Raw genomic sequence first — 21,678 nt, 5'->3', positions numbered from 1 at the left:
ATAATGGTCAGAACATTAACAAAAGGTGAATTTGTAAAGTTAGAAGATATTATTGCATATGCAAAACCAAATCAATTATTTAAAGCTCATTATGGTGAAGAGAATTGGTTCATCAAAAAGGTTCCTTTAATTACTGATGCAAACCATGTTGAATATGATACTTACTGTCATTTTAATTATTGTGATGAAGATGGATGTTCTGAATCAGAACGAGTGTGCCTAAGTCATAGTGATATATCTGCAAGGTATGAAGTTTTAGGATTTAAAAAGTGTGAAAAACAATTGAAATGCATTAAATCTGTAGTTAGTGCTGAGTCAGAAAGACGAGATTTTAAAAAAGGACAATTTTATCCGTTAATAAGAAAAGGTGCATACATTGAATCTATTAGTGAATTTAAAAAAACACATGGGTTATCAGATTCAAGAGGAGAATGGGATGATTGGTTTCAAGAACATTTTGAAATTGTAACGACAGGAGATGAACAGGAATGAAAGGACAAGTATTAAATCAATTCTATGATAAATTAGCAGAAAAAGTGGTCTTTCAAGAGAATCATTAGTTGTTTTGCATCCAAATGAAGTGAAAGTAAAGATGGTTGCATTAGATGGTGGTCTGGAAAGTGAAACACTTTAGTGGATGAAAGTTCTACTTGAATCAAAAACAAGATTATCAAGTATGCAACTTAATACATACACAGAAGAAAAATTAGATTCTTTATAGAATAAAATAATGAAATAAAAAGAAAGGGATGTTTTTAGTATGGGACTTCAAAAATCAGAATGGGCAATTGTAAGAGATGCAGAAGAACAAGGGCTTGTAGTAGCAATGACATCTCACGTAATTCAAAAAAGAACAGAATTAAATAATCAATTATCGGATTACTTTCGAGAAAAATGTCCTAACTATCCTGGTGTGTTTCAAGAAGATATATGTGAAGATGTATTGGACGCTGTGAATGAATATATTAAGGATAATAAAATTGAAAAATATCCATATGAATTAGACTTTCCTATTACCTCAGGTTCTCAGGAGTACTTAGTTCCTATTGGAGAAAACATTGAATTAAAAGTAGTTGTAGCAGATGAATATCATGGTGATGGTGAATACAGCAAATACCTCATGATTAACTTCTTTTTAATGAACGAAAACACATCAAAAGAAGATATAGATATTCTTATTGAGTTTGTTAAGGAGTATTTGTTATCAATTTTATAAAGATAGGAGCGAATAACCATGACAAGAGTCGTTAACTGTGAGCGTTGTAAGCATCATGGTATAGAGTATGGTAATAGTTTTACAGATTTAAAGGCTGTTTGCAAAAAAGGACAAAGAGATTTTAGTGATATTCCAGACGGTAAGTATAAAGAAGAAATTGCTAAACAAATCGACTGTTCAGAGTTCATATCTAAATTTATAGAATATCCTTTGGAAATCAGCGGGATTGATAAACCTAATGATAAGGCTATACGTACAGAAACATATAATGGGAAATGTGGTCAATTAGTTAAGGTTAGACCTTGTAACGAAAAGTATGGTGGGAAAACTTATTTAGGTATTTTTTTAGGAGATGCTGATATTGGTTTGTTCATCTCTCATAATCCTGAAAGTAAAGAATTATCTATTAAAAGACACTATAACCCTGCAATATTTGTTCCTGAATTACAAGAAATTATTTATGGTGCAGGTAGTTGGTGGGGGAAAATTAATTCTGAAGAAGAATTGAAAGAAATTACAGATGCTGATATTAACGATGTTTGGTACCTAAAACTGTTACAAAATCTCTAATTGTATTAAGGAGTGACATTGCAATGATTGCAAAGAAATTACATGAGAGAGCAAGTAAAAATAACAAGGAAATGACAAGCAAGAAATATATTGACTTCCTTATCCGAATGGCAGAAACAGAGGTGGATAAAGGCGCTTATTCACTAACTGTTGAATTAGATAGAAAAGTGGTACCACATCGAAATTAAATTGCTCAGGAGTTGCTTAAAGAAGGATTTGAAGTTTCTACAAGATATACGAGACATGCGCGTACTGACCTTCTTGATAAGCTTTACGTTACATTAGAATGGAAAAATAGAACCAAATGAACTTTATCATGCTGTGTGTTAAATAGTTGATTAGTAGTTGTTACTTCAAAATTCATTTTAAAAGGAAAAATTCATTATGATTCGTGAAGGAAAATCATTTATTAAGGATTCTGTATTCTTGGCAGGACTATTTGTTTTTACTCAAACTGTCAATGCTCTTGTTTGGGCATGTTGTTATTATTTTTGTTGATTCCATCACCAGTAAATAGGAGTGAATCTTGGAATGGTTCTATTCCAAGATTTTTATTATTCACTTTTGTTATAAGGAATTAAAACAATATTTTTTAGGAAGCGATTGATTTGAATTATGAAGAATTTGAAAAAATGATAGGCTCAAAAGTAAATGAGGGGGATAAAATATGGATTTGTGATTATCGCCATAACAATGTTTTAGAATCACCAATCCGTCATATTCCACCTCAAGAAGTAGCTGTGATTGATAATAAAAAACTACCGAAGAATAAAACGGTTTATTATTCTGAGTATCATTTCAGACCAATCGGAAAAAAGGAAAAACCAATTAGTAAAATTATTGGTCCATATGATAATACAGGTTATCGTTTTATTACAGGAACATCATTAAATATTTTCTTTACAGAAGAAGAGTGTCGAAAGTGTTATAGAGAACAATGCGAGAAAATTAAGGAGCAAATTGAAGGTCAATAACCCACCACTTACCTAACGGTTGAAGTGGGGGCTTGTAAAAGTCCTGATTGACTACCCTCAGTCTGTTACAGGCTACGTTAGTTGAGTTATGACACCTACGGATACTCCTCAAGTCTGTAGCTCTGTCGTCTATGGTTAAAAAGTTCTGTTGGGTAGGAACGGTGCTGTAGACACAACAAGCTCTTCCAACATTGGGTATGAGGCAAATCACTCCAAAAGGAGGTATACGTTATGTTCGTATACACATTAAATCAACAGGGACATCCTTTGATGCCCTGTTCACCAAGAAAGGCAAGACTTTTATTACAACAACAAAAAGCAAAGGTGGTTAAACGTACTCCGTTTACCATTCAACTTTTATATGGAAGTAGTGGGTACAAACAACCTATTTCATTAGGTGTCGATGCTGGCACGAAGCATATTGGTGTTTCCGCTACCACAGAACAAAAGGTAGTATTCGAAGCAGAAGTTCAGCTTCGTACAGATATACAAGACTTATTGGCGACTCGCTTACAATTTCGTAGAGCAAGAAGAAGTCGTACCACACGTTATCGAAAAGCGAGGTTTCTTAACCGTAAGAAACCTCATGGATGGTTAGCCCCTTCGGTGCAACACAAAGTCGATTCGCATATCAAAGTGGTGAACCTTGTGCATAGCATTCTTCCTGTAACAAGGCTAATAATAGAAGTCGCTCAATTTGATACGCAACTTCTGAAAAATCCTTCTATTCAAGGAGAAGACTATCAACAAGGTGAACAAATGGGCTTTTGGAATGTCAGGGAATATGTCCTTTTTCGGGATAAGCATACCTGTCAACGCTGTAAAGGAAAGAAAAAGGACAAAATTCTGAATGTTCATCATATCGAGAGTCGTAAAACAGGTGGAGACAGCCCAGACAATTTGATTACGTTATGTGAAACGTGTCATGATGAGATTCATCAAAAAAGCTTAGAGCATACCATTCAACGAAAAACAAAAACATTGCGAGATGCCTCACAGATGACCATCATGCGTTGGTTTATCTATAACGGAATAAAAGAGATATATCCACATGTACAACTCACATATGGATATATCACAAAGCACACACGTATTACACACAAATTAGAAAAATCACATAAAGTGGATGCACGTTGTATCAGTGGATATCCATTAGCAAAGACAAGCAAAGAGGTGTACCTATTGAAGTTTGTTCGCAAGAACAATCGTCAATTACACAAAGCAACAATTGGTAAAAATGGAGTCCGTAAATCTAATAAAGCAGAACGATATGTAAAAGGGTATCAGTTATTTGACAAAGTGGTCTATGAAGGACAGGAGTGTTTTATCTTTGGAAGACGAAAAACAGGCTATTTTGACCTTCGCTTGTTAGATGGTACAAAGATACATGCCTCGGCCAGTGTAAAGAAACTCAAAAGGGTTGAGTATGCTCAAACATTATTAATAGAAAGGAAAGAAAGCGATTCCTCCCCGACTTACGCTGTCGCTTAGAAGTCGGGGTATCCTCGCCTAAATATGATGAAAAAAGACGAGTTGCGAATTTGATGAACTTGAAATTAAAAGGTGTGGAGGAAGAAATTTCAGAGCATTGTTAATAGATATATGGTAGTCGATTATAGAAGGAGTGGTTCAGTTGAAACAAGAGATATTAGAACATATCAATACTTTACTTGCAGAAAAAGTCATGGGATTTAAACGAGGCGTAGGTGCAAGTGGGCTTTTTGAAGAAGAAGGATGGATGAAAAATGAAGGGAAGGACGACTATATTTTTGTGCGTTTATTTGAGCCTACTACGAATCATAATGATGCTTATATGATTATAAAGCAGTTAACGAATGATAAGGGTCTTATTCAAAACGAAAAACTTGTAAAAGAATTAGATTACTTCGATTTGAGTTTTGAAGGTGTATTATGGGAGTGTGAATTTGCTATTCCATAATCGAGAGGTTATATGGCTATTGAGGCAAAAACACCAGAATTAGCGATTTCCTTATCAGCTTTAAATTTTGCAGGAGTAGATATCAGTAAATTTATGAAAGAAATGAAAAGGGAATGATTTGATGTCATTCCTCTTTTTCTTTTTTTTGTTCGTGTGGTGTTTCCTTTTGCTCTTCTATGATTTTTATCCACAACAAATAAGCAGATACATTTGAAAATATACTAATTCCAATAAAAAAGGAAAATAAAAATATGTTGAGGGTTAATATAATAGCTAATAAAAGAAATATTGAGCCTAAAATTGTGAATAAAAAACTTATCATATAATTTTGTTCCATAGATTTATCACATCCTTTAATCATATTTACTTAATATTATAAAAAAATGATTTTAAATATTCCCGCACAATAACAATTAGTGAAATGTAAATTTTATTTTACTTAAATATAAATAGTTGTTATACTATAGTCAATAATAAAATCTGAGGAGAGATGAAAGTGAATCAAAAAGAGGTTTTTGCTACTGTCTATGCAACATCCGATATGTCCGATGAAGTTTATGCAAAAATGGAAGATTGTCCGATTCAAAGACAAGAAGGAAAAAGAAGTTCTATCCCATTGAATGGTGAGGATTCTTATGAGATGTGTGTTTGCTATCAAATATTGAGTGGTAGGGGTTCATCAAGACATATTTGCCCTCATTTCAAAGGGGTAAAACAAGTGCAAAGAAATAAAGAGAAGAGAATTAAGATTTTTTGTTCTGCATTGGAAAATAAACAAATAAAAACACTTTAATCACTGTAATAGGAAGATAAGAGGAGAGATAAAAATGGTAGATATGTTATCTGTAGTTAAACAGGAATTTCCAGAATTATATACAAAAAGAGGGGCTGTAAAGAAACAAAAGCCTAAACAATTCAAATGCAAGTGTGGGAATGAATTCAATAAGACGAAGAAGGTTAACTTTGGATGGATTGGATTTGCAATCCCAGAATGTAGTGAATGCGGTGGAAAAGCTAAAAAATCAATTGTATATCATGTTTGGAAAAGAATGATTAACAACCAAATCGAACAAGAGGATTTTATTTTGAACACAGTAATGAATAATCCTTCAATTTCAAAAGAAAAACTACAAATGTTACTGGCAGATAAATTTGAAGAACAGAGAGATGCATTAGGGTATTTGGTTTATTTTGGATATTTGCAAGTGGACATAGAAAAAAGAGATACATTGAATATACAGTGAATGACCAGAAAGATTTGTCTCATCGTTATGAAATTGTATAATCCTATTATTTAGAAGGAGGTATGTAGTATGGAAGAAAGAGAAGACTTAACTATCAAGGTGACATTTTTTAAAGAATATGGAAAATACTACAGTCACGGAAATGTGAACATTGGAAAAGCACGTTTATGGCAAGGTAATGATAGTTTTAAGCAAGCTATTATTGATAATCAAACGACTCTTACAGATAGTTGGATTGGGAATATGCATGTAGTTACAGAGGATTTACAAGAATATGAATTAGACCCTAATTACAAAGAGTTTTCAGGTGCATTATTCTTTGCTGATGAATTTAAAGGAATGAAGCGAACAGAAAAATCTAAGGAGTGATGGGAGAGATGCATTTAAAACCTGGTCAAATAGTAGATGTTGAGATTTCAAAAGGTAATAAGAAGCAAGGATTTGTTATTGGTAGGGATGCAGAGTATATATATGTAGAATTCTTCGAAGAGGGAGATATAAAAACTACATTAGATAAAATCATACCAACAAGTCATATATTACAGTCCTGTCGTTGGTGCAATGGAACAGGCTCATATCGAGAGCATATAAGTGATAGTGGATTGCCATGTCCAGATTGCGGTGGTACAGGTCATGTAGTTGTTGATATGAAAGGAGAAGGTAATACAGATGAAACATAAAAAGCTTTTGTATGTTTTCTTAAGTGTATTTCTAAGTATGTTTCTTTTATCAGCATGTGACCCATCAGATACAGAACCTCAATTAAAAGTTGAAAAAGGCACAGCTACAAAAGAAGAAAAAACAAAAGAAAATGAAAAGTTTTCAATAAAGAAAATAAATGACAATATAAAAATTCTTACCGATAAGGAAAGAAATGAAGAATATATTATTTATCATGATAGAGCAAATGATGAGTTTTCAATGACTCATCGAGAAGGACAAAAGAAATGATATATAGAGGAGATATAGAATAATGGCTGAAAAAACTCAATATCAAAAAGACCGAGAATCATTAATGTCAAATATGTTACAGGCACTTGCAAACAGTACAAATAACGAAATGGTTCGTAAATATCATCATGAGATTGATGTAATCATTTCAAAATATAAAGAGTTTATAAAAGACCCATCTATGTTTGAATCTTTAGTAAACTACGAACTTGATAATATCTTAGATGTATGTGTTATGAATCTATATCCAGAGTTAGAGGATAATTCTTTTTATGACATGTCCTTCTTATATAAGCATTATCATTTTGTAGAACTTCATTTGGAAAACTTTATTGAACAAGCTGAAGGTTCTCCATGTAGTACAGACAAAGCAAAATGGATTTTAGAGCATTATAGAGCATTTATTATTTCGAAAGAGCTTCCTATGTTTAAAGTCGAAAAAAAGGACTGGTGGAAACCTAAGTTTGGTACAGGGGAACAATGGATGGATTTATGTAATGGATTACAAGGTTTATATTATGGAAAGCCGATTAAGTATTTAGAAGCTATCCAAGCTTTAATGGAGGAACTGGAGAAAAATAAAGTAGTAGAACAGGAGAATGAAGGATGATTGAACTTGTAGAACTGAAATCCCCTCAAATATTAAAAGCAAAACTAACAGATGACGAAAGAGGATTGATTCAATACTATGTAACTTGTGCTATACAGGAAAGGACTAAACCTCACAGAGCAAAACACTATGATGGTGTGCTTACAGGAATTGTACAAACTCTGCAACTACTTAATAGAAAAGACATTTTAGATTTGATTGAAATGGAATTTATCTATCATGATAAATTAAATTAATTATTTTATAAAGAAAAGGTGCATGACTGTGATTGATAAAAACAGAGAAGCTATCATTGATTGGATATGGTCAAGGTATGGAAAATGCTCAGACAGTTCCTTGTATCATCTTTTAGAAGTGGATTTGCCCTGGCTCATATTAAGTAAAAAGGTAAGAAATCAAGAGAAGAGAAATATCGTTGTTGACATAGAATCAATGAAAGAGCAATTTATAGAGGAAATAGCCTATAGAACAAGAAACCTCTAAAATATAGAGAGTTTGCTTGGTGAAGAGATTTAAGATTCATCAACTGATAAGGTTGTGTAAACAATAATGGATGCTAAAAGAAAAGAAGTTATAGATTCTGTATGGTTAGTGTATGGACATTATTCAGGTAATTTTTTAGAAGAGTTACCTGTGTTAGAATCACCATGGATTTCCATAAAAAAAGATTTAAGACTTCAAAAAAGTAAAAGTGACAAAATTGATGTGGATAAAATAAAAGAGTATTTCATGCAAGAATTAGCTGAAATAAGAAGTATGGAGGATAACAATGAATAAACCTGCAATTCCTTTATTTGTTCATCAGTATTTTAAAAGTAATCTTGTTTTTTCTCAGGATGGTATGGAGAGTAAAGTAACTCTTGCTAACTTTATTTTAGACAAAGTTGTAAATGATGATAGTAGTTCTCTTGCTACCAATGTATTTCTATGGCTAAGAAAGAAGGGGAATCTAACTGCTTTTGCAAATGCAATTGAATCAGGTTACACCTTATCGAGTGAGTCTTTGAATGTAGAGTCTAATGTAGATACAGAATCGACTTATCAAGGCATACAGGCAATTGCTCGAATGGAAACTCATTGGATGATGCCTGTTTCTGATGATAGAAATCATGCTTATAAAATTATAAATGGTTTGTTATATGCATTAAATGTTGAAACGAAAGAAGAAATAAAAACTCAGATTTCTTTTAATTGGTTATATAATGCGGAATTTGTAGATTATGACCCCAAAAATAAGCCACAATATATTTTAGTTTCTTCGAATGAAAACAAGTTAAAAGAGTTCCAAAGATTTGGTATCCATAATATATATATTGAAAAAGGGCGAGATATTCCAGAAGTGAACCATCCTTCAGTAGATGTAGTTGCTATGTATAAGTCTATAGAAGCGGGGAAAATGAGAATTGTAGAAGACACCGCTCTATTTATTGATGGTGAAGATGTAGGAGTAAATGTCAAATGGCTTTTAGACTCTATAAGTAAATATGAAGGTAAAAAAGCAACTTGGAAAGTTTGTTTGGCCGTAAACGATGGGAATCGGATTTATTTATATGAAGGAGTCGTTTATGGAAGAATTGTAAATAACAAACCAATAAAAGAATCTTTTGGCTTTGATAATTATTTCATTCCTGATGATACATCCAAAACACTGTATGAATTAGAGAAGCAGGGGAGTAAAGATGGTTTTTCTGCACGTAGAAAAGCAGTAAATAGGTTTCTAAACGAAATGCCTTATTTGGTTGTTCCAATTGCGGCAATTAAGCCCTGGGAAGGCAACTATCAAAAGGAGAAAGAATAATGACAAATAGAACTGAGTTAACTTGTGTTGAATTTTTTATTAATAAAAGAGCAGTAATTGAATATGATTGCAATTCCATTCCAAGAAGAGGAGAAATAATAAATATACATGTAGATGATATTCAAGGAGAATTTCAGGTTACTGAAGTGAAACATAACATTCGTAAAATGAAAGATGGAAAATTGAATACATATGTTCAGGTATTTGCTAAGTAAATAATAAGAATGAAAAAGACACACAAAATTGTGTGCCTTTTGTTCGTAAAAATTAATTGACAAAACAGGTAGAATAACATTATAATATCAACTATAGTCAACGAAACGGAGATGGAATTATGTTATCAGTAACTTTAAAAAATAGATTTGTAAAAGATTTCTCTTTACCCATTAAAGTGTTTCAAGAGCCGTATTTCTCGTATTATTTAGATTTGTATGATGAAACACATCAAACAAAGCAAAAATACAATATGTTCAAGGATGCTGTTGAAAGACATGGTGGAGAGCGAGGCTTTATGGATTATTACAATCAATTGAAAGTTAAAGTAACTAACACAATTAAACAAACAAATGCATTTGATATTTTTAATCATGATAGATTAGAAGAATATGAAGTACAAAAACATTCATTTTCAAAACAGAATATTTATCAAAAAGAAAATGTGGGTAAAGTATTTGTTTCTGTAGATTTAAAAACAGCTAATTTCCAGGCTTTAAAATGGTATGACAATTCTCTTGTTTTGGGAATGGATTCTTATGAAGATTTAATAAAAATCTTTACAGATGAAAAGTATTTAATGCAATCTAAATATATTCGTCAAGTTATCTTTGGTAACTTAAATCCAAAAAAGCAAATCAAAATTGAAGAATATCTTACATATTCAATTCTGCAAGTATTGCTACAAGATGATGTTTGTAAAGAAGAAGATGTAAAAATGCTTTCAAGAGATGAGATTATTTTTGAAATTCCGAAAGAGAAAGCGATTAGCTTCAATGGTAGTGCAATCGAATCATTTATTGGTGATTGGTTTGAAAATGAGCTGTGTGTGAAGGTGACAGTATTTCAATTGGTTTCCGCAGGGAAATACTTTGCGAAGCGTTTTGCAGATTATGCAATGGGGTATTCTGATGAATATAAATTTGTCTGTGTACCTAATATAGAGTTCCCTCAAATTTACAAGGATTTTTATAATATGCCATTAAATGAAAAGGATTTAGTTTTTTATCACGAAGGTAGATTGGCTAAATTTTTAGAACCAATTAAAGCTGATGAAAAGTCTGCATAAGACAAAGGACAATATAGATGCTGAAAAGGGATTGATGTTAGAGGACAGTCGTTACTGGCTGTTTCTAACATTCTTAACTTCAGTATTTGTACTTGTAGTATCTTCGCACTTTAAAGAGATTGCTCTGTTTTCCATGATAATTCTAATGCTTTCCTCATCTGTATGGATAAGTGTAACCAAATATGAACATTTGCAAAGAGAAAAGATAATCGAGTGGACTATAAGTGTGCAAACTGAATCCTGTGCATCTATTATTGCGATTGTATTCATAACTGAATATCTATTGCAGAGTACAAGTTCCGCAAAATTTGTTTCGTTTCTTATCTGCATTACGTTTCTTTTCTATGAAACAAGTATATTCCTAATCAATTATCTATTTTTAGATAAATTTACGAAGGAGGATGACTGTACAAAATGAATATGTCAGCAAACGAACCATATGTTACAAAAAAGGAATTAATTATTGCAGTAATTCTTCCTATCATAGCTCTTGCAACTATATACTTTATGCCCTTTTTTAATGGGCTTTCTAAGTTTATTTGGGCAGTTGTAGGATTAGATATCTTAGTGGTGTTAGGGTCACTTGGAACTGGAGCAATCAAGAATAAAGATTTTAGATATACTGTTTTTTCTTTTCAACAAAAAGTGTTAGCTTCTCTAATGGGTACATTACTTGTGATGAACCTTAAGATAGGCGTTAGTAAAGAGGTAATAGGAGCATCCATGTTTGTATTTTTCTTTATTAATGTTGTCGTTTCATTACCAGGAGTACTATTGTTTTCTCAAAGACAAGATGCAAAGAATGGTAGAGATAAATGATTTAGATAACGGAAAGGTAGTACTGAATTATATGAAAATATTTCGCCATATGTAATGAACAACAAGCGAATGTCTATATAAACAAAGGCGTTTCAATCCTAAATTTTGTTTAAGAGCAAATCCATTTTGCTCTTTTTTTATTGAACAAGCTCGAACCGTTTTTATATTCAGTTCAAGTGAATATATTAGTAGACTAAAATCATATGAAAGGAGCGGAGAAAATGAAGAGTATAGAGAAAAAGAAATCAAAACGTAATGAAGAGGACCAACCCGAACAAAAAAAGAAGAGAAAAGGAAAATTGCTTTTATGGATGTGGTTGTTCCCTCCATACGGTATATATATTTTGTATAAAGAAAGAAGAATTCACCCTATACTGACAACAATCATTACCCTATTCATACTTTCTATAATTGGATTATCAGTGGATATGGTATTAAATCCTTATCGGGTGCATGATGAAAAGGCACAAGAAACAATAACAAAGTTCATTGATAAACACAATGAATTAGATATAGGAAAATTTAGATTTGAAAAAAGAGCAGGAACTGTGCATGTAGATAAACAAAATTTAGATGTATACAAATTACATACAACAAAAGGTGTATACTTTGTTTATTTGTCATATAAAAATGGTTTGCAATATGAAGTGAAAGAAATTGAACAGGAATTCCCAAGAAGACAATCAATATATAGTAAAGAGAAGAAGATGGATGTTTATCCTGAAAACCTGCTGTATATTCATCAAAACAAAGATAAATATGGGGAATATAAGAAAGTGGAAAATACAAATACAACAAATGAACAAATCATTACAACGACAAAGGGAACATATCAGTTTTTTACTCGCTTTCAACAAGTAATAAAAGTGATGGAAGTTAAAGGCGAACAGAAAACAAGTGTATGTGTAAGTAATCCAAAACCTGATTTTTCTAAACGTACACAAAATTATATCGAAGACAACAAAGATAAAATAGGAGAAGTAGAAGAATTAACTGTATATAATATCGAAGGAGACAAACAAATCTTTGATATGATTACAACAAAAGGCATTTATCGAATTGAGGAATTTGACAATGGTAAAGTTGTCTTGCTTAAGGGGGAAGAAACTGAACATGATAAAACAAAAAAATGAGCCGAATTTGGCTCATTTTTATTTTACAGCATCTAATTTTTGTTGTTCTTCATTATTTTTTGTATCATCTTGCAAATTTAAATCTTCTAAAGAAATGTTAAAGTAGTTACAGAAGTGATTTCTCATAGATGATAAACGTTTTTTTACGTTTTGAGCACTTGCTGAACCAGATTGACAAGCATTTCTATATGCCTCAGGTGTATTTTCGAAAAAATCTTCGGCCCATTCACCAAATTTAATAGGAGTGACCTTATTATTTTGGTTACTTCTAATAATATCTAAAGTCAAAATAATAAGCATAGGAATATTTACTTTCTTTAAAAACTTTTCTTTTTTAGGAAAAGCTTCATTTAAATAGAAAATAGCGTTGTCTAAAGGGCTCTTTAAGCGAGCTTTTAAATCTTCACTCTTTAGCTTATTTATAAATGGTTGCATTTCACGTTTACTTAGACCACTATTAGGTTCATAAATTAATTTTAATATTTGTAAGACAATTTCCTGGTCTGTATAACGTTTTCTTTGAGCGGGAGTAATATTGATTTTATATTGGAAGAATGGGAAATCTGTGATTCGTTTTAAGAAAGAAATAATACGACTTCCTAAGAGTGCTCTTGTAACCTCAATTGTTCTTAGAGCTACTCCATTATTCAATCTAAAAAATAACTCTTCAATTTGTTGTTCAGTTAAATTCTCAGAGATTGAAAAATCAAATTTGTATTTATTTATTTCCTTCTGAAATTCTTCAGATAAATCTTCAAATTTTAATCCCGCAATCTTTTCTTCATCAATAGAAGGAGTTGCCTTATCTAAAACTAAGTCCCCTTGCATAAAGGCAAATAGAGAAGTTAAACGCTGTTTACCATCTAATACACTTAATGTATCAGTATCTTTTATTGCTACGATTGGTGGAATATAGTAGTTGGATAAAATAGAATGGATTAATAGAGACTGTCTCTTTTTATCCCAAATGTTTTCTTTACGTTGGATAGATAAATCAAAGTTTAATTTGCGAGTTTTGAAACGTTTTAGTAATCTTTCTGAATCAAAGTTACTTTTCTTATTGAACCTTACAGTTTGTTCTTCATTCATAAAATCACCTTATCCTTTCTTCCATATCTATTTATTCTTAGAACACGGGTTTTATGATAAAAATTTAATTTATATTCGAATTCAGTATACAACTATTTGAAAATAAAAGAAAGGCTTTCTTGAGATGCTGTTTGACTATAGTATGTTGTATGTTCTATCTTTTTCTATTGAAAGAATAGGATAAAGACGATAAAATAAAGGAAGAAAATCAAGTAAAAGGGAGGTTGTACAAGTGGAAGGAATTGAATCAATTTGTGATAAAATACCTGCTTTGTTAAGAGAAAACAACCTTACCTATAAGTGGATAACCCAAGAGGATAAGATTTGTATTGACATCGAATATTACCCTTACTTTTTTTATATAAAATGTGATGCAGAGCTTGGATGGAATGTTTATTTAGATATGAAAAGAGAAATTGTTTTAGAGCATCCAGAGGCCGATGAATTATATGAAAAAATGCAACGATATATAGAAGAAATAAATTTCTTTTATTATGATTTAGATGAACATATTGAGCCTAAAATGATAGTAGAAATGAATTTGATAGAGGATGTATTACAACCTTATACAGATATAATTAAAGAAACAAAAAGGGAAAAGTTGACATATACAATAATTTGTAAGAAGGTAAATCATAAAGTATCTAAAATGAAGATTGCATATTCTATTGCATTAGACATATGGACTTTACAAGTAGAAAACTTCTTTGAAGGAAATAACATGGATGATGACTTATTTGAACTGTATGATGAAATGAATAGATATATACAATCATTAAATAAGAGAGAAGATTTATTTTTCTTTTAGAAAGACAATATTCTCGTATTGTCTTTCTAATGTTTTTCCTGCGCCTCTTTTTTCTTTTTTTGAAAAATAGCATGTCTACATTCCTCACAAAACTCATGGCGTTTTTGTACCATTCCCATTGTTGAATAATCCCCCATAAACCATTTCTTACAATCTTTACATTTTACTTTTTTTAATATCGGTCTCATAATTATCACTCCTCATACATTTATTTTTTTATAATTAATTTCTATAGAATGAATAGGTGTTAGGTTTATTTCCATTCTATATATTTTTTCTTCGATTAATTTCGCTAATTGTTGTTCAATTTCTACTGGTAAAGATGTTTTAAAACACCGAGCTTCTTCAATTTTTGTTCCCCATGCAAAACCATGTATTTTATACTGACCTGATAATGTTAATTCAAAATCAAGATGAGCTAAATAACGATTTGTTTTTGATGATTTATAATAACAATGACTTCCATCCTTATGTTTCATACCGAAATCACCTCTTTTCTAATTACCTCTCTTATCATACGTTTTATAGCACTTTACTTATTACTAAATAATTCACCTACGACTTTATGAAATAAAATTAAGATGAATACAATAAATTGACATCATATAAAAAAGGAAACTGAAGGGAGTTTTATTGATATGGGTGAATATGTTCAAGTTATAAAAGGGAATCTATTACATGCAAAAGAGGATATTATTGGGCATCAAGTAAATGCTCAAGGTGTTATGGGAGCAGGATTAGCAACAGAAATAAAGTCACGTTATCCTGAAGCTTTTGAGAGATACAAAGAATTATGTATAACAGAGAAAAAAGGAAGACACTTATTAGGAACTTGCCAAATTATAAAAAGTAAAGATAAATATATTGCTAATATATTTGGACAACATAAGTTTGGTAGAAAGGGTGTTTTCACAGAAGTAGATGCACTGAAAAAAGCGTTATATTCGCTTAAAGTCAGAGCTCAAAAATATAATCTATCTGTAGCAATTCCATGTTATTTAGGGTGTGGATTGGCAGGAGGAGATTGGCAGGAGGAGATTGGAAGGAAGTCTCTAAAGTAATTGAAGAAATCTTTCATGATTATCCAATCACGATTTATATTAAAGAAAATAAATAATTTATTGACTATAGTTAATAAAAGTGATACTATAAGTATGTAAAGTTCTTAATGGTTTATGCACAAGAATTTTAGACAGTCATTTCTTGTGTGTGTTTTAAACGTCATGAAAGATAATCCTGGGGAAGGTGCCGATATTTATCGGCACTTTTTTTATAAATAAAGGAGAGGGAAAAGATGGACATTAATCAAGTCATTAAAGAAATTGAAGCTGAAACAAAAGAAAAACTAATGAAGAATTTGTTAGGGAAACAATTTGAAGGGAGTGAATTTCCAAAAGAACTAATGGACATTACAGTTCAAGCAATTGTCGATTCTGTATTAATTAATTTTGCACCACAGAGTTTTAATTTAAAACCAATTCGTCAAAGTCATATTTTTCTTATTACAGCTACAGATGAGTCTGATAATACAATTGTTGATGTTATGTACATAACGAAATATCAAAATAATAATCCTCTGGATTTTGAAATTGAAGATATTAATGTTGCTGTAAAAGAATATGTATTAAAAAAGACAGCAGAACAAATTGAAGCAGGAAATAATCAAGTAGAAAATAAAGAAGAATAAATACGTGGTAAACAACTCATTGCATTGACTACAGTTAATGAAAAATGTAAAATTTAATTATAGAAAATAGAAATGAGTGATTAATCATGAGAATTATTTCGAATAAAAATTCCGTTGAGAGACAGGAATTTTTAAAACTATTAGAGATGAATGTTGGAACAAGTATTAAAGTTGTAGATGTGTATAAAAATCTCAATCCTTCATTTGTTACTAATATTCAAGATATAGTAGAACATAAGCTTGTAACATATTCACAAGAAGATATTGAGTCAGAACAATTTTTACATGCATATGTGAATGATTATAAAAGTGAATATGCACTTGTAATCGGATTAGCTATAAGCGGTTGTGATTACATTAAGATTATTTATAAGACTGAAAAACAAGAGGAAGAACTCTTTTTTACATCCGTTGAATTAGTAATTAAAGATATGGTTATTCAATAGTGTGATAGAAATCTATTACACTATTTTGTATATATAGGAGGTGTTCGTTAGATGAAAAAGAAATGGATGAAATATACGATGGTTTTCTTATCGCTACTCATGTTATTCGGTATTTTTGCGGGAATTGCAATGCAAATAAAACAAGGATTATAAGAAGAGGAGATATATAATGACAGTAATGAATAATTATTTAGTTGCTCGAAAAAAACATTCTGAAATAGGAGAATTATTACAAATGGCAAATTCCCTTTGGATGTCTTATCAAAAAGATGTTAAGAATCCAATTTCAGAGGAAAGAAGGGCAGGTTATATTTCTTTTACAAAAGAATTAAGAATGATGTTTTTACATTGGTTAGAAAAGAACAACGCATTACAAAATACTAAAGAACGTGTAAAGAAATTAACTAATACAAATATCAACAGCTTTATGGATTGTAAGGAAATGATTATGCAATTTTTAGAACTTCAGGATGACCTAAAAAAAGCAGGACTATATAAAACTTTTTTACATCCAGTTACTCCTAATGTGTTACTTAACGTCTTTGAAATTCTAATATTTGGACTTTCAGCATTTAGTGTGTTTAGTGTATGCAAGTTGTTTTCTTAAGCGGATGAAAAAAAGCTTATGAACTACAAAGGCGAAGAAGAAGTAACGATATTTATAGGCGAATATAAAGACGTTTTGGGTTATGTGAGGCATGTACAATTCAATAGAGATTATCTTTATATCAGGTTAGATAAAGGTCTATCATAAGAGCGAAGTTAAATACATACATAAAAATTATGTTGTACATAGATTAGAACAAGGGATGAAAATCCAAAGAGAGTAAAGAATGAACATTTGTAAATGAGGATGCGAAATATATGGATGATATGGTATTTGGAATTATACTCTGGGCTGTAAAGATATTTTCGGTAGTATTGATAATAGGTATGTGTGATAATGCTTTTAAAAATAAAATCTTAGCAACTGTCTTTACGATAATTATTCTTGCATTATATATAATGTTCATTCATTCTGTAGATGAAGATTTTAAAGAAAGAAGAACTATCGAAAACAAAAGAATAACATCTATTAAAAAAGAATTTAAAACGGATAATTTCAATAAGACAGAAGACTCTTCGGACGTAAATCTATATCATATTTCTACGGGTGATGGTCAATACGATGTTCGTTTTGAAGATAAATCAGGAAAAATAAAAAAAATAGATAAACATTTTACGGAAGTTTATTATGAATCAAAAGATAAAGGTGAACAGATAAACTGCAATACGGAACGATAGATTTATACAACGTATATAAATCTATCATTTTTACTTTAGGAGATGGTGTTATATCTCAAAGGATAAAGCAATTATAGAACATCATTAAGCAAATAGGATGGAATATTTTTGGATTTATAATTCAAAACCCCTCCGAAACATAAACCTATATAGTATGAAATTTATTTTAAAGTATAAATAGTTTAAAAATGCAACCGTTACAAAAGAAAATATAGAATGTATAACCGTTGTTGCAAAATACTTTAAAGAAAGTGGGATGGAAATGAACAGAGCTTGTAATGATGATATAACACCCATTTTTGATTGGCTGTATATAGGGGGCGTAAAAAACATACGAAAAACATTACCACTTGTAGATGTCTGGTATGGTTTCAGATATGACAAAACGAAACCTAAGAATCTTGTTATTCCAAGCAATATGATAGTTCATGATGTCTCTTTTGATGATGGGGATTTGGTGGTTGCAGAACAAGTGTGGAATCAGTGTTTTGAAGAGATTCTGAAATATAAAAATGAAGGAAAGCGGATATTTGTTTCTTGCTATGAAGGTGTCTCCAGGTCAGCAATTTTGTGTTTGTGGTTGACTTGTCATGAGTTAGGGAATTATGAGATAGCTATTAAACATGTAAAAAGCTGTAGAAATATATATCCTGACAAAAACTTCGAACCATTTTTGGAAAGATTAAACAGATTCTACAAATAGAAAAGAGCGAGACATTTGTCTGGCTCTTTTGGTTTATCAAGGTTTTATGTAAATCCTATTTGAGAATTATGCACCACATGGCTACGCTCTTTTTTAAAAAAATATGATGCTTCTTCTTTGGTGGTCTCCTGTTGAATGAAATTTGGAATCCAGTTAGAGATAATCAGTAGCATAGAAGTTACCTATTTTATATTCATAAAAGTGCCTCCTTCGGTTTGCCTTTTATTTGTTTATTTCTTTGAGTTTCTATTTTTGCTCCTTCTTCTTCTAATCTTTCGAGAAATGCTTTTAAATCTGCTTCCCAATGCTTTTTCAATTCCATTAAAAAAAGATAAATTGATAAGTGAATAAAACCAATCATTAAAGTTATAAATAATGAGACTTTTATATTTTCTATATTAACCATGAAACTCACTCCTTCTTGTGGCTTGTTTTACACAATGATATTTATATAATTATATGTTCCTTATTATTTATTGACTATAGTTAATGAAATTGATATTATGTTGAATATAATAGATATCATAAAGGAGTCAACAATTATGAATCGTTCAATGGTTATAAATCCACTTTTTTTAAAAGAAACATTATGTTCTATATGCAACCATGAATTAAATCAAGAAACACCAAATCGGAAAAACATTTATATAAAAAAGTTACGCCAGGAAGATTTTCGTATTGACAGTGTTGTTGAAGAAGAAATTGAGTTTTCTTGTAAGAATTACAAATTCTTACTTTCTCTTACAGGTAATCATATAGAAGTTCTTACACCTGCAAATAGTAAATTTGACCAATTTTTAATCAATGTGGTGAGAGATGGACTTAGAAAATTATTTAAGAAGGAAAACGTATATGTGTAACATGAAAACCTGTCAGAAAGATGAAGTAAGAGTATAAGGAGAGAATGAAAGTGGTTCAAATAAAAGAACGGGTTTGTACAATGGGAAGTAAAGAGATTTTTGAAAAAGAAGGTTCCATTCATGCTTGTAGGTTATGTGGTAGATATTTCGATAAGGGAGAGCAGTATTATCGAATTAATAGTAATTCATTAGGAGGGTACTTTCTTGTTCATTGCCATGAGTGGAATGAATTTGTAAAGAATTGCATGACAGAAGATGAATTGTCTTTGAAACTCAAAAAGAAAAAGAAACCACGAACAAGTAATGCAACACAACCTAATGTGGAGTTAGCAGATAAGATGAGAAGTATACTCGAAGAACGAAACCTTCATATTGTCAGTGAAACACGTAACAAAATCACTTTTAGAATTCATAAAAGGAAAAGAACATTAGGGACTTTTGTGTATGACAAAAGGTATATTCGCATTGAGAGTAAAAGCGATAGCATGAATGGCATGTTATCAAGACGTTTATTTATCCAAAGCTTAATGAATGAACTGTTTGGGACAAATGAAGATTTTTTACAAGAAGTAAATGAGGAAGTTAAAAAGATATTTGGATAAGGAAGTGAGTGTATTGGATAGAGTAAAGCTGATTTTTTTTGATAAAGAAGAAAATCGAATGATAAATTGGAATGAATTATATTTGAACGATAATTTAGAAATCAATATAGGTCAAGAAGGCTTATATTTGGTCGATAAGAGTCGTACAGATGATGATGGATATGAGTATCAAATGGATGGTGTATTTCATTTATTCTCAGGTAAGAAAGACATGCATAGTCGAGAAATATATGATGGCTATGTGTTGCGTGTGAAGGGATATTCAGTACCTTTCATTGTATCCTTTCAAGATGGAGCATTCATGTTAAAAGCAAAAGATGAATCATTAAGTATGGCATTAAACATGTATCAAGCAGATGAAATTGAAGTTATAGGAGATATTTATCAATTCAATAGATTTGCAGAAATGAATTGAGGTTATGTTGATAACTTTATAAATGAGAGAGTTGTTAAATTAGTAGATGAAAAAAGGAGATTTAAATTAGAATGTCAACGAAAAGAGAATTAGTACAAGAATTTCAAGCAGGTAAAATGAACAAAGAATCTTTTGGGTATAATGCACTAAGCTATACTGGATTCGGGCTTGTTATATGTAAAGTAGTATATGGAATTAATGACTCCGTGTTTGGGTATGAATTTATTAATAATGAATATGTTTTCTTTTTATTGCGCTTATATACAAGCGATAGTGGAACTTATTTTATCTATAAAGGACAGAGGCAATACTTGGACAATTTTATTCGGAATTATAATTGATGAATGATGGTGGTATACCTCATTTTTTTATTATGAGAAAAATGCTGAGTATATGAAGATATAGAACATCCTTTTTATTGACTATAGTAAATTAAAATTGTTACAATGTAACTGCGTTACAGCGTAACAAAGAGCATGATAAGTAAAAGGAGTGGTTATAGTGAAAGAGAAAACAAAAGTAATGAGATTAAATAAGCAAGAACAACGATTAATTGAAATGTTACGAAAGCAAGGTTCAAAGACTTTATCGAATATACTGAGAACTTTTTTACATAGTAAAGTCAGTAAATATGTAGTAAATAATGAGAATTTCTTAAAAGAGTTATCTACTGCAAAGTGGATTCTCTCTATTTTAGAAAATAAAGTATTCTCATTAGAGAGTTTACGAGAGGATGGCTGTATTTCAGACGTTCAAATGGGAGAAATAAAAAAAGCGATTCAACAAAATAAAAATATTCTCATTACAGGTCATGTAGGAGCAGGGAAGACTACAATATTAAAAGCATTATTTGAATATCAATTAAGATTATTTCCTGAGAGAAAATTAGTGGTTATGGAGGATTTTCCTGAAATATACCATGACAGTAACTATAATCAAGATAACATTATTTTCCGAAACAATGGAGATTTAAGTATAAAAGATTTATGCTTTTTACAAGACTCAAAAGAACCCACAAGACTGATTATTGGAGAGGTAATGGATGACAGTGATTTTCTTGCAATTTTATCAGGATTACAGGTTGGTAGTTCGATTTTAACAACTCTACAAGGAGAAGATTGGAAAAGATGCGTAGGTAAACAACAGGATATGCTTTTTCAAACAAATTTTGTTGTTATTCAGGTATCTATTAATGAAGCAGGAAAGAGAACTATTAAAATTGTAGAGGATTATTAATTTTGTTAAGGA

General features: G+C 30.8%; 38 protein-coding genes. 33 read left to right on the top strand and 5 right to left on the bottom strand.

Annotated features, from left to right (window positions below; genetic code table 11):
- Nucleotides 1–3 precede the first annotated feature (3 nt).
- The 7 genes from ACIQ7L_RS24985 to ACIQ7L_RS24955 all read left to right on the top strand — a co-directional run bounded on the left by ACIQ7L_RS24985 (nt 4) and on the right by ACIQ7L_RS24955 (nt 4,699).
- Nucleotides 4–492 carry a hypothetical protein gene (locus tag ACIQ7L_RS24985; RefSeq protein WP_400572501.1) on the top strand — a complete coding sequence of 163 codons (489 nt, stop codon included), beginning with the start codon at nt 4–6 and terminating at the stop codon, nt 490–492.
- A 268-nt stretch (nt 493–760) separates the two neighbouring features.
- On the top strand, nt 761–1,216 hold the full coding sequence (locus tag ACIQ7L_RS24980) for a hypothetical protein (RefSeq protein ID WP_400572499.1): 456 nt from the start codon (nt 761–763) through the stop codon (nt 1,214–1,216).
- Nucleotides 1,217–1,234: 18 nt separating this feature from the next.
- Nucleotides 1,235–1,786 (top strand): hypothetical protein, encoded by a 552-nt coding sequence (locus tag ACIQ7L_RS24975; protein ID WP_400572498.1) that lies wholly within the window; start codon nt 1,235–1,237, stop codon nt 1,784–1,786.
- A gap of 23 nt (nt 1,787–1,809) precedes the next feature.
- A complete protein-coding gene (locus ACIQ7L_RS24970; protein ID WP_400572496.1) occupies nt 1,810–1,974 on the top strand; it encodes a hypothetical protein in 165 nt (54 codons plus the stop codon).
- Between the two features lie 420 nt (nt 1,975–2,394).
- Nucleotides 2,395–2,760 carry a hypothetical protein gene (locus ACIQ7L_RS24965; RefSeq protein WP_400572495.1) on the top strand — a complete coding sequence of 122 codons (366 nt, stop codon included), beginning with the start codon at nt 2,395–2,397 and terminating at the stop codon, nt 2,758–2,760.
- A gap of 231 nt (nt 2,761–2,991) precedes the next feature.
- Entirely contained in the window at nt 2,992–4,251 is a 1,260-nt protein-coding gene (iscB, locus tag ACIQ7L_RS24960) for an RNA-guided endonuclease IscB (RefSeq protein ID WP_400572493.1), read from the top strand.
- A 142-nt stretch (nt 4,252–4,393) separates the two neighbouring features.
- A complete protein-coding gene (locus ACIQ7L_RS24955; protein ID WP_400572491.1) occupies nt 4,394–4,699 on the top strand; it encodes a hypothetical protein in 306 nt (101 codons plus the stop codon).
- 124 nt (nt 4,700–4,823) lie between these two features.
- Here the strand turns inward: ACIQ7L_RS24955 and ACIQ7L_RS24950 are convergent, their stop codons facing one another.
- Nucleotides 4,824–5,036 carry a hypothetical protein gene (locus tag ACIQ7L_RS24950; protein WP_400572489.1) on the bottom strand — a complete coding sequence of 71 codons (213 nt, stop codon included), beginning with the start codon at nt 5,034–5,036 and terminating at the stop codon, nt 4,824–4,826.
- A 159-nt stretch (nt 5,037–5,195) separates the two neighbouring features.
- Here ACIQ7L_RS24950 and ACIQ7L_RS24945 point away from each other — a divergent pair, with 159 nt between their 5' ends.
- From ACIQ7L_RS24945 to ACIQ7L_RS24880, 14 genes are all read left to right on the top strand, one after another.
- Nucleotides 5,196–5,492, top strand: coding sequence for a hypothetical protein (locus ACIQ7L_RS24945; protein ID WP_400572487.1), 297 nt, complete (start codon nt 5,196–5,198; stop codon nt 5,490–5,492).
- A 34-nt stretch (nt 5,493–5,526) separates the two neighbouring features.
- Nucleotides 5,527–5,943, top strand: coding sequence for a hypothetical protein (locus ACIQ7L_RS24940; RefSeq protein ID WP_400572485.1), 417 nt, complete (start codon nt 5,527–5,529; stop codon nt 5,941–5,943).
- A 69-nt stretch (nt 5,944–6,012) separates the two neighbouring features.
- Nucleotides 6,013–6,312, top strand: a complete 300-nt coding sequence (locus tag ACIQ7L_RS24935; RefSeq protein WP_400572483.1) for a hypothetical protein — start codon at nt 6,013–6,015, stop codon at nt 6,310–6,312.
- Between the two features lie 8 nt (nt 6,313–6,320).
- Entirely contained in the window at nt 6,321–6,623 is a 303-nt protein-coding gene (locus tag ACIQ7L_RS24930) for a hypothetical protein (protein WP_400572481.1), read from the top strand.
- Nucleotides 6,613–6,894 carry a hypothetical protein gene (locus ACIQ7L_RS24925; protein WP_400572479.1) on the top strand — a complete coding sequence of 94 codons (282 nt, stop codon included), beginning with the start codon at nt 6,613–6,615 and terminating at the stop codon, nt 6,892–6,894. Before ACIQ7L_RS24930 ends, ACIQ7L_RS24925 begins: the two co-directional genes overlap by 11 nt.
- A 22-nt stretch (nt 6,895–6,916) precedes the next feature.
- A complete protein-coding gene (locus tag ACIQ7L_RS24920; protein WP_400572477.1) occupies nt 6,917–7,504 on the top strand; it encodes a hypothetical protein in 588 nt (195 codons plus the stop codon).
- On the top strand, nt 7,501–7,740 hold the full coding sequence (locus ACIQ7L_RS24915) for a hypothetical protein (RefSeq protein WP_400572475.1): 240 nt from the start codon (nt 7,501–7,503) through the stop codon (nt 7,738–7,740). Before ACIQ7L_RS24920 ends, ACIQ7L_RS24915 begins: the two co-directional genes overlap by 4 nt.
- Nucleotides 7,741–7,762: 22 nt before the next feature.
- On the top strand, nt 7,763–7,987 hold the full coding sequence (locus ACIQ7L_RS24910) for a hypothetical protein (RefSeq protein ID WP_400572473.1): 225 nt from the start codon (nt 7,763–7,765) through the stop codon (nt 7,985–7,987).
- Nucleotides 7,988–8,053: 66 nt separating this feature from the next.
- The gene (locus tag ACIQ7L_RS24905; protein ID WP_400572471.1) at nt 8,054–8,281 is read left to right on the top strand and encodes a Panacea domain-containing protein; all 228 of its coding nucleotides are present in this window, start codon (nt 8,054–8,056) and stop codon (nt 8,279–8,281) included.
- Nucleotides 8,274–9,302 carry a non-canonical purine NTP pyrophosphatase gene (locus ACIQ7L_RS24900; protein WP_400572469.1) on the top strand — a complete coding sequence of 343 codons (1,029 nt, stop codon included), beginning with the start codon at nt 8,274–8,276 and terminating at the stop codon, nt 9,300–9,302. Before ACIQ7L_RS24905 ends, ACIQ7L_RS24900 begins: the two co-directional genes overlap by 8 nt.
- Entirely contained in the window at nt 9,302–9,517 is a 216-nt protein-coding gene (locus ACIQ7L_RS24895; RefSeq protein WP_400572467.1) for a hypothetical protein, read from the top strand. Before ACIQ7L_RS24900 ends, ACIQ7L_RS24895 begins: the two co-directional genes overlap by 1 nt.
- Nucleotides 9,518–9,636: 119 nt before the next feature.
- Nucleotides 9,637–10,584 (top strand): hypothetical protein, encoded by a 948-nt coding sequence (locus tag ACIQ7L_RS24890; RefSeq protein WP_400572465.1) that lies wholly within the window; start codon nt 9,637–9,639, stop codon nt 10,582–10,584.
- A 414-nt stretch (nt 10,585–10,998) separates the two neighbouring features.
- Nucleotides 10,999–11,403, top strand: coding sequence for a hypothetical protein (locus tag ACIQ7L_RS24885; RefSeq protein WP_400572464.1), 405 nt, complete (start codon nt 10,999–11,001; stop codon nt 11,401–11,403).
- 221 nt (nt 11,404–11,624) lie between these two features.
- Nucleotides 11,625–12,536 (top strand): hypothetical protein, encoded by a 912-nt coding sequence (locus ACIQ7L_RS24880; protein WP_400572462.1) that lies wholly within the window; start codon nt 11,625–11,627, stop codon nt 12,534–12,536.
- Nucleotides 12,537–12,554: 18 nt separating this feature from the next.
- Here ACIQ7L_RS24880 and ACIQ7L_RS24875 read toward each other — a convergent pair whose 3' ends face one another.
- Nucleotides 12,555–13,625, bottom strand: coding sequence for a DUF262 domain-containing protein (locus ACIQ7L_RS24875; RefSeq protein ID WP_400572460.1), 1,071 nt, complete (start codon nt 13,623–13,625; stop codon nt 12,555–12,557).
- Nucleotides 13,626–13,857: 232 nt separating this feature from the next.
- Here ACIQ7L_RS24875 and ACIQ7L_RS24870 point away from each other — a divergent pair, with 232 nt between their 5' ends.
- Nucleotides 13,858–14,433: a hypothetical protein gene (locus tag ACIQ7L_RS24870; protein WP_400572458.1), complete on the top strand. Its 576-nt coding sequence runs from the start codon at nt 13,858–13,860 to the stop codon at nt 14,431–14,433.
- A gap of 26 nt (nt 14,434–14,459) precedes the next feature.
- Here ACIQ7L_RS24870 and ACIQ7L_RS24865 read toward each other — a convergent pair whose 3' ends face one another.
- A complete protein-coding gene (locus ACIQ7L_RS24865) occupies nt 14,460–14,621 on the bottom strand; it encodes a hypothetical protein (protein WP_400572457.1) in 162 nt (53 codons plus the stop codon).
- Nucleotides 14,622–14,633: 12 nt separating this feature from the next.
- The gene (locus ACIQ7L_RS24860) at nt 14,634–14,912 is read right to left on the bottom strand and encodes a hypothetical protein (RefSeq protein WP_400572455.1); all 279 of its coding nucleotides are present in this window, start codon (nt 14,910–14,912) and stop codon (nt 14,634–14,636) included.
- A 159-nt stretch (nt 14,913–15,071) separates the two neighbouring features.
- On the opposite strand from ACIQ7L_RS24860, the gene ACIQ7L_RS24855 reads away from it, so the two are divergent.
- The 6 genes from ACIQ7L_RS24855 to ACIQ7L_RS24830 all read left to right on the top strand — a co-directional run bounded on the left by ACIQ7L_RS24855 (nt 15,072) and on the right by ACIQ7L_RS24830 (nt 18,553).
- Nucleotides 15,072–15,494, top strand: coding sequence for a macro domain-containing protein (locus ACIQ7L_RS24855; protein WP_400572453.1), 423 nt, complete (start codon nt 15,072–15,074; stop codon nt 15,492–15,494).
- A gap of 233 nt (nt 15,495–15,727) precedes the next feature.
- The gene (locus ACIQ7L_RS24850; RefSeq protein WP_400572452.1) at nt 15,728–16,120 is read left to right on the top strand and encodes a hypothetical protein; all 393 of its coding nucleotides are present in this window, start codon (nt 15,728–15,730) and stop codon (nt 16,118–16,120) included.
- An 86-nt stretch (nt 16,121–16,206) separates the two neighbouring features.
- Nucleotides 16,207–16,566 (top strand): hypothetical protein, encoded by a 360-nt coding sequence (locus tag ACIQ7L_RS24845; RefSeq protein ID WP_400572450.1) that lies wholly within the window; start codon nt 16,207–16,209, stop codon nt 16,564–16,566.
- Between the two features lie 169 nt (nt 16,567–16,735).
- On the top strand, nt 16,736–17,173 hold the full coding sequence (locus tag ACIQ7L_RS24840; RefSeq protein WP_400572448.1) for a hypothetical protein: 438 nt from the start codon (nt 16,736–16,738) through the stop codon (nt 17,171–17,173).
- A gap of 257 nt (nt 17,174–17,430) precedes the next feature.
- On the top strand, nt 17,431–17,850 hold the full coding sequence (locus ACIQ7L_RS24835) for a hypothetical protein (protein ID WP_400572446.1): 420 nt from the start codon (nt 17,431–17,433) through the stop codon (nt 17,848–17,850).
- Nucleotides 17,851–18,112: 262 nt separating this feature from the next.
- Nucleotides 18,113–18,553: a protein-tyrosine phosphatase family protein gene (locus ACIQ7L_RS24830; RefSeq protein ID WP_400572444.1), complete on the top strand. Its 441-nt coding sequence runs from the start codon at nt 18,113–18,115 to the stop codon at nt 18,551–18,553.
- A 193-nt stretch (nt 18,554–18,746) separates the two neighbouring features.
- Here the strand turns inward: ACIQ7L_RS24830 and ACIQ7L_RS24825 are convergent, their stop codons facing one another.
- Nucleotides 18,747–18,959, bottom strand: a complete 213-nt coding sequence (locus ACIQ7L_RS24825) for a hypothetical protein (RefSeq protein WP_400572442.1) — start codon at nt 18,957–18,959, stop codon at nt 18,747–18,749.
- Between the two features lie 136 nt (nt 18,960–19,095).
- Here ACIQ7L_RS24825 and ACIQ7L_RS24820 point away from each other — a divergent pair, with 136 nt between their 5' ends.
- From ACIQ7L_RS24820 to ACIQ7L_RS24800, 5 genes are all read left to right on the top strand, one after another.
- Entirely contained in the window at nt 19,096–19,413 is a 318-nt protein-coding gene (locus ACIQ7L_RS24820) for a hypothetical protein (protein ID WP_400572440.1), read from the top strand.
- A gap of 50 nt (nt 19,414–19,463) precedes the next feature.
- On the top strand, nt 19,464–20,015 hold the full coding sequence (locus tag ACIQ7L_RS24815) for a hypothetical protein (protein WP_400572438.1): 552 nt from the start codon (nt 19,464–19,466) through the stop codon (nt 20,013–20,015).
- 13 nt (nt 20,016–20,028) lie between these two features.
- Nucleotides 20,029–20,430 carry a YopX family protein gene (locus tag ACIQ7L_RS24810; protein WP_400572437.1) on the top strand — a complete coding sequence of 134 codons (402 nt, stop codon included), beginning with the start codon at nt 20,029–20,031 and terminating at the stop codon, nt 20,428–20,430.
- A 71-nt stretch (nt 20,431–20,501) separates the two neighbouring features.
- Nucleotides 20,502–20,771: a hypothetical protein gene (locus tag ACIQ7L_RS24805; RefSeq protein WP_400572435.1), complete on the top strand. Its 270-nt coding sequence runs from the start codon at nt 20,502–20,504 to the stop codon at nt 20,769–20,771.
- Between the two features lie 160 nt (nt 20,772–20,931).
- On the top strand, nt 20,932–21,666 hold the full coding sequence (locus tag ACIQ7L_RS24800; protein WP_400572433.1) for an ATPase, T2SS/T4P/T4SS family: 735 nt from the start codon (nt 20,932–20,934) through the stop codon (nt 21,664–21,666).
- Nucleotides 21,667–21,678 lie beyond the last annotated feature (12 nt).

The organism is Bacillus sp. NPDC094106 (genome assembly GCF_044764345.1).
In the GTDB taxonomy this organism is placed as follows: Bacteria; Bacillota; Bacilli; order Bacillales; family Bacillaceae_G; genus Bacillus_A.
Note: the sequence above shows the minus strand (reverse complement) of the source record. Positions and strands in the feature narration are given on the sequence as shown.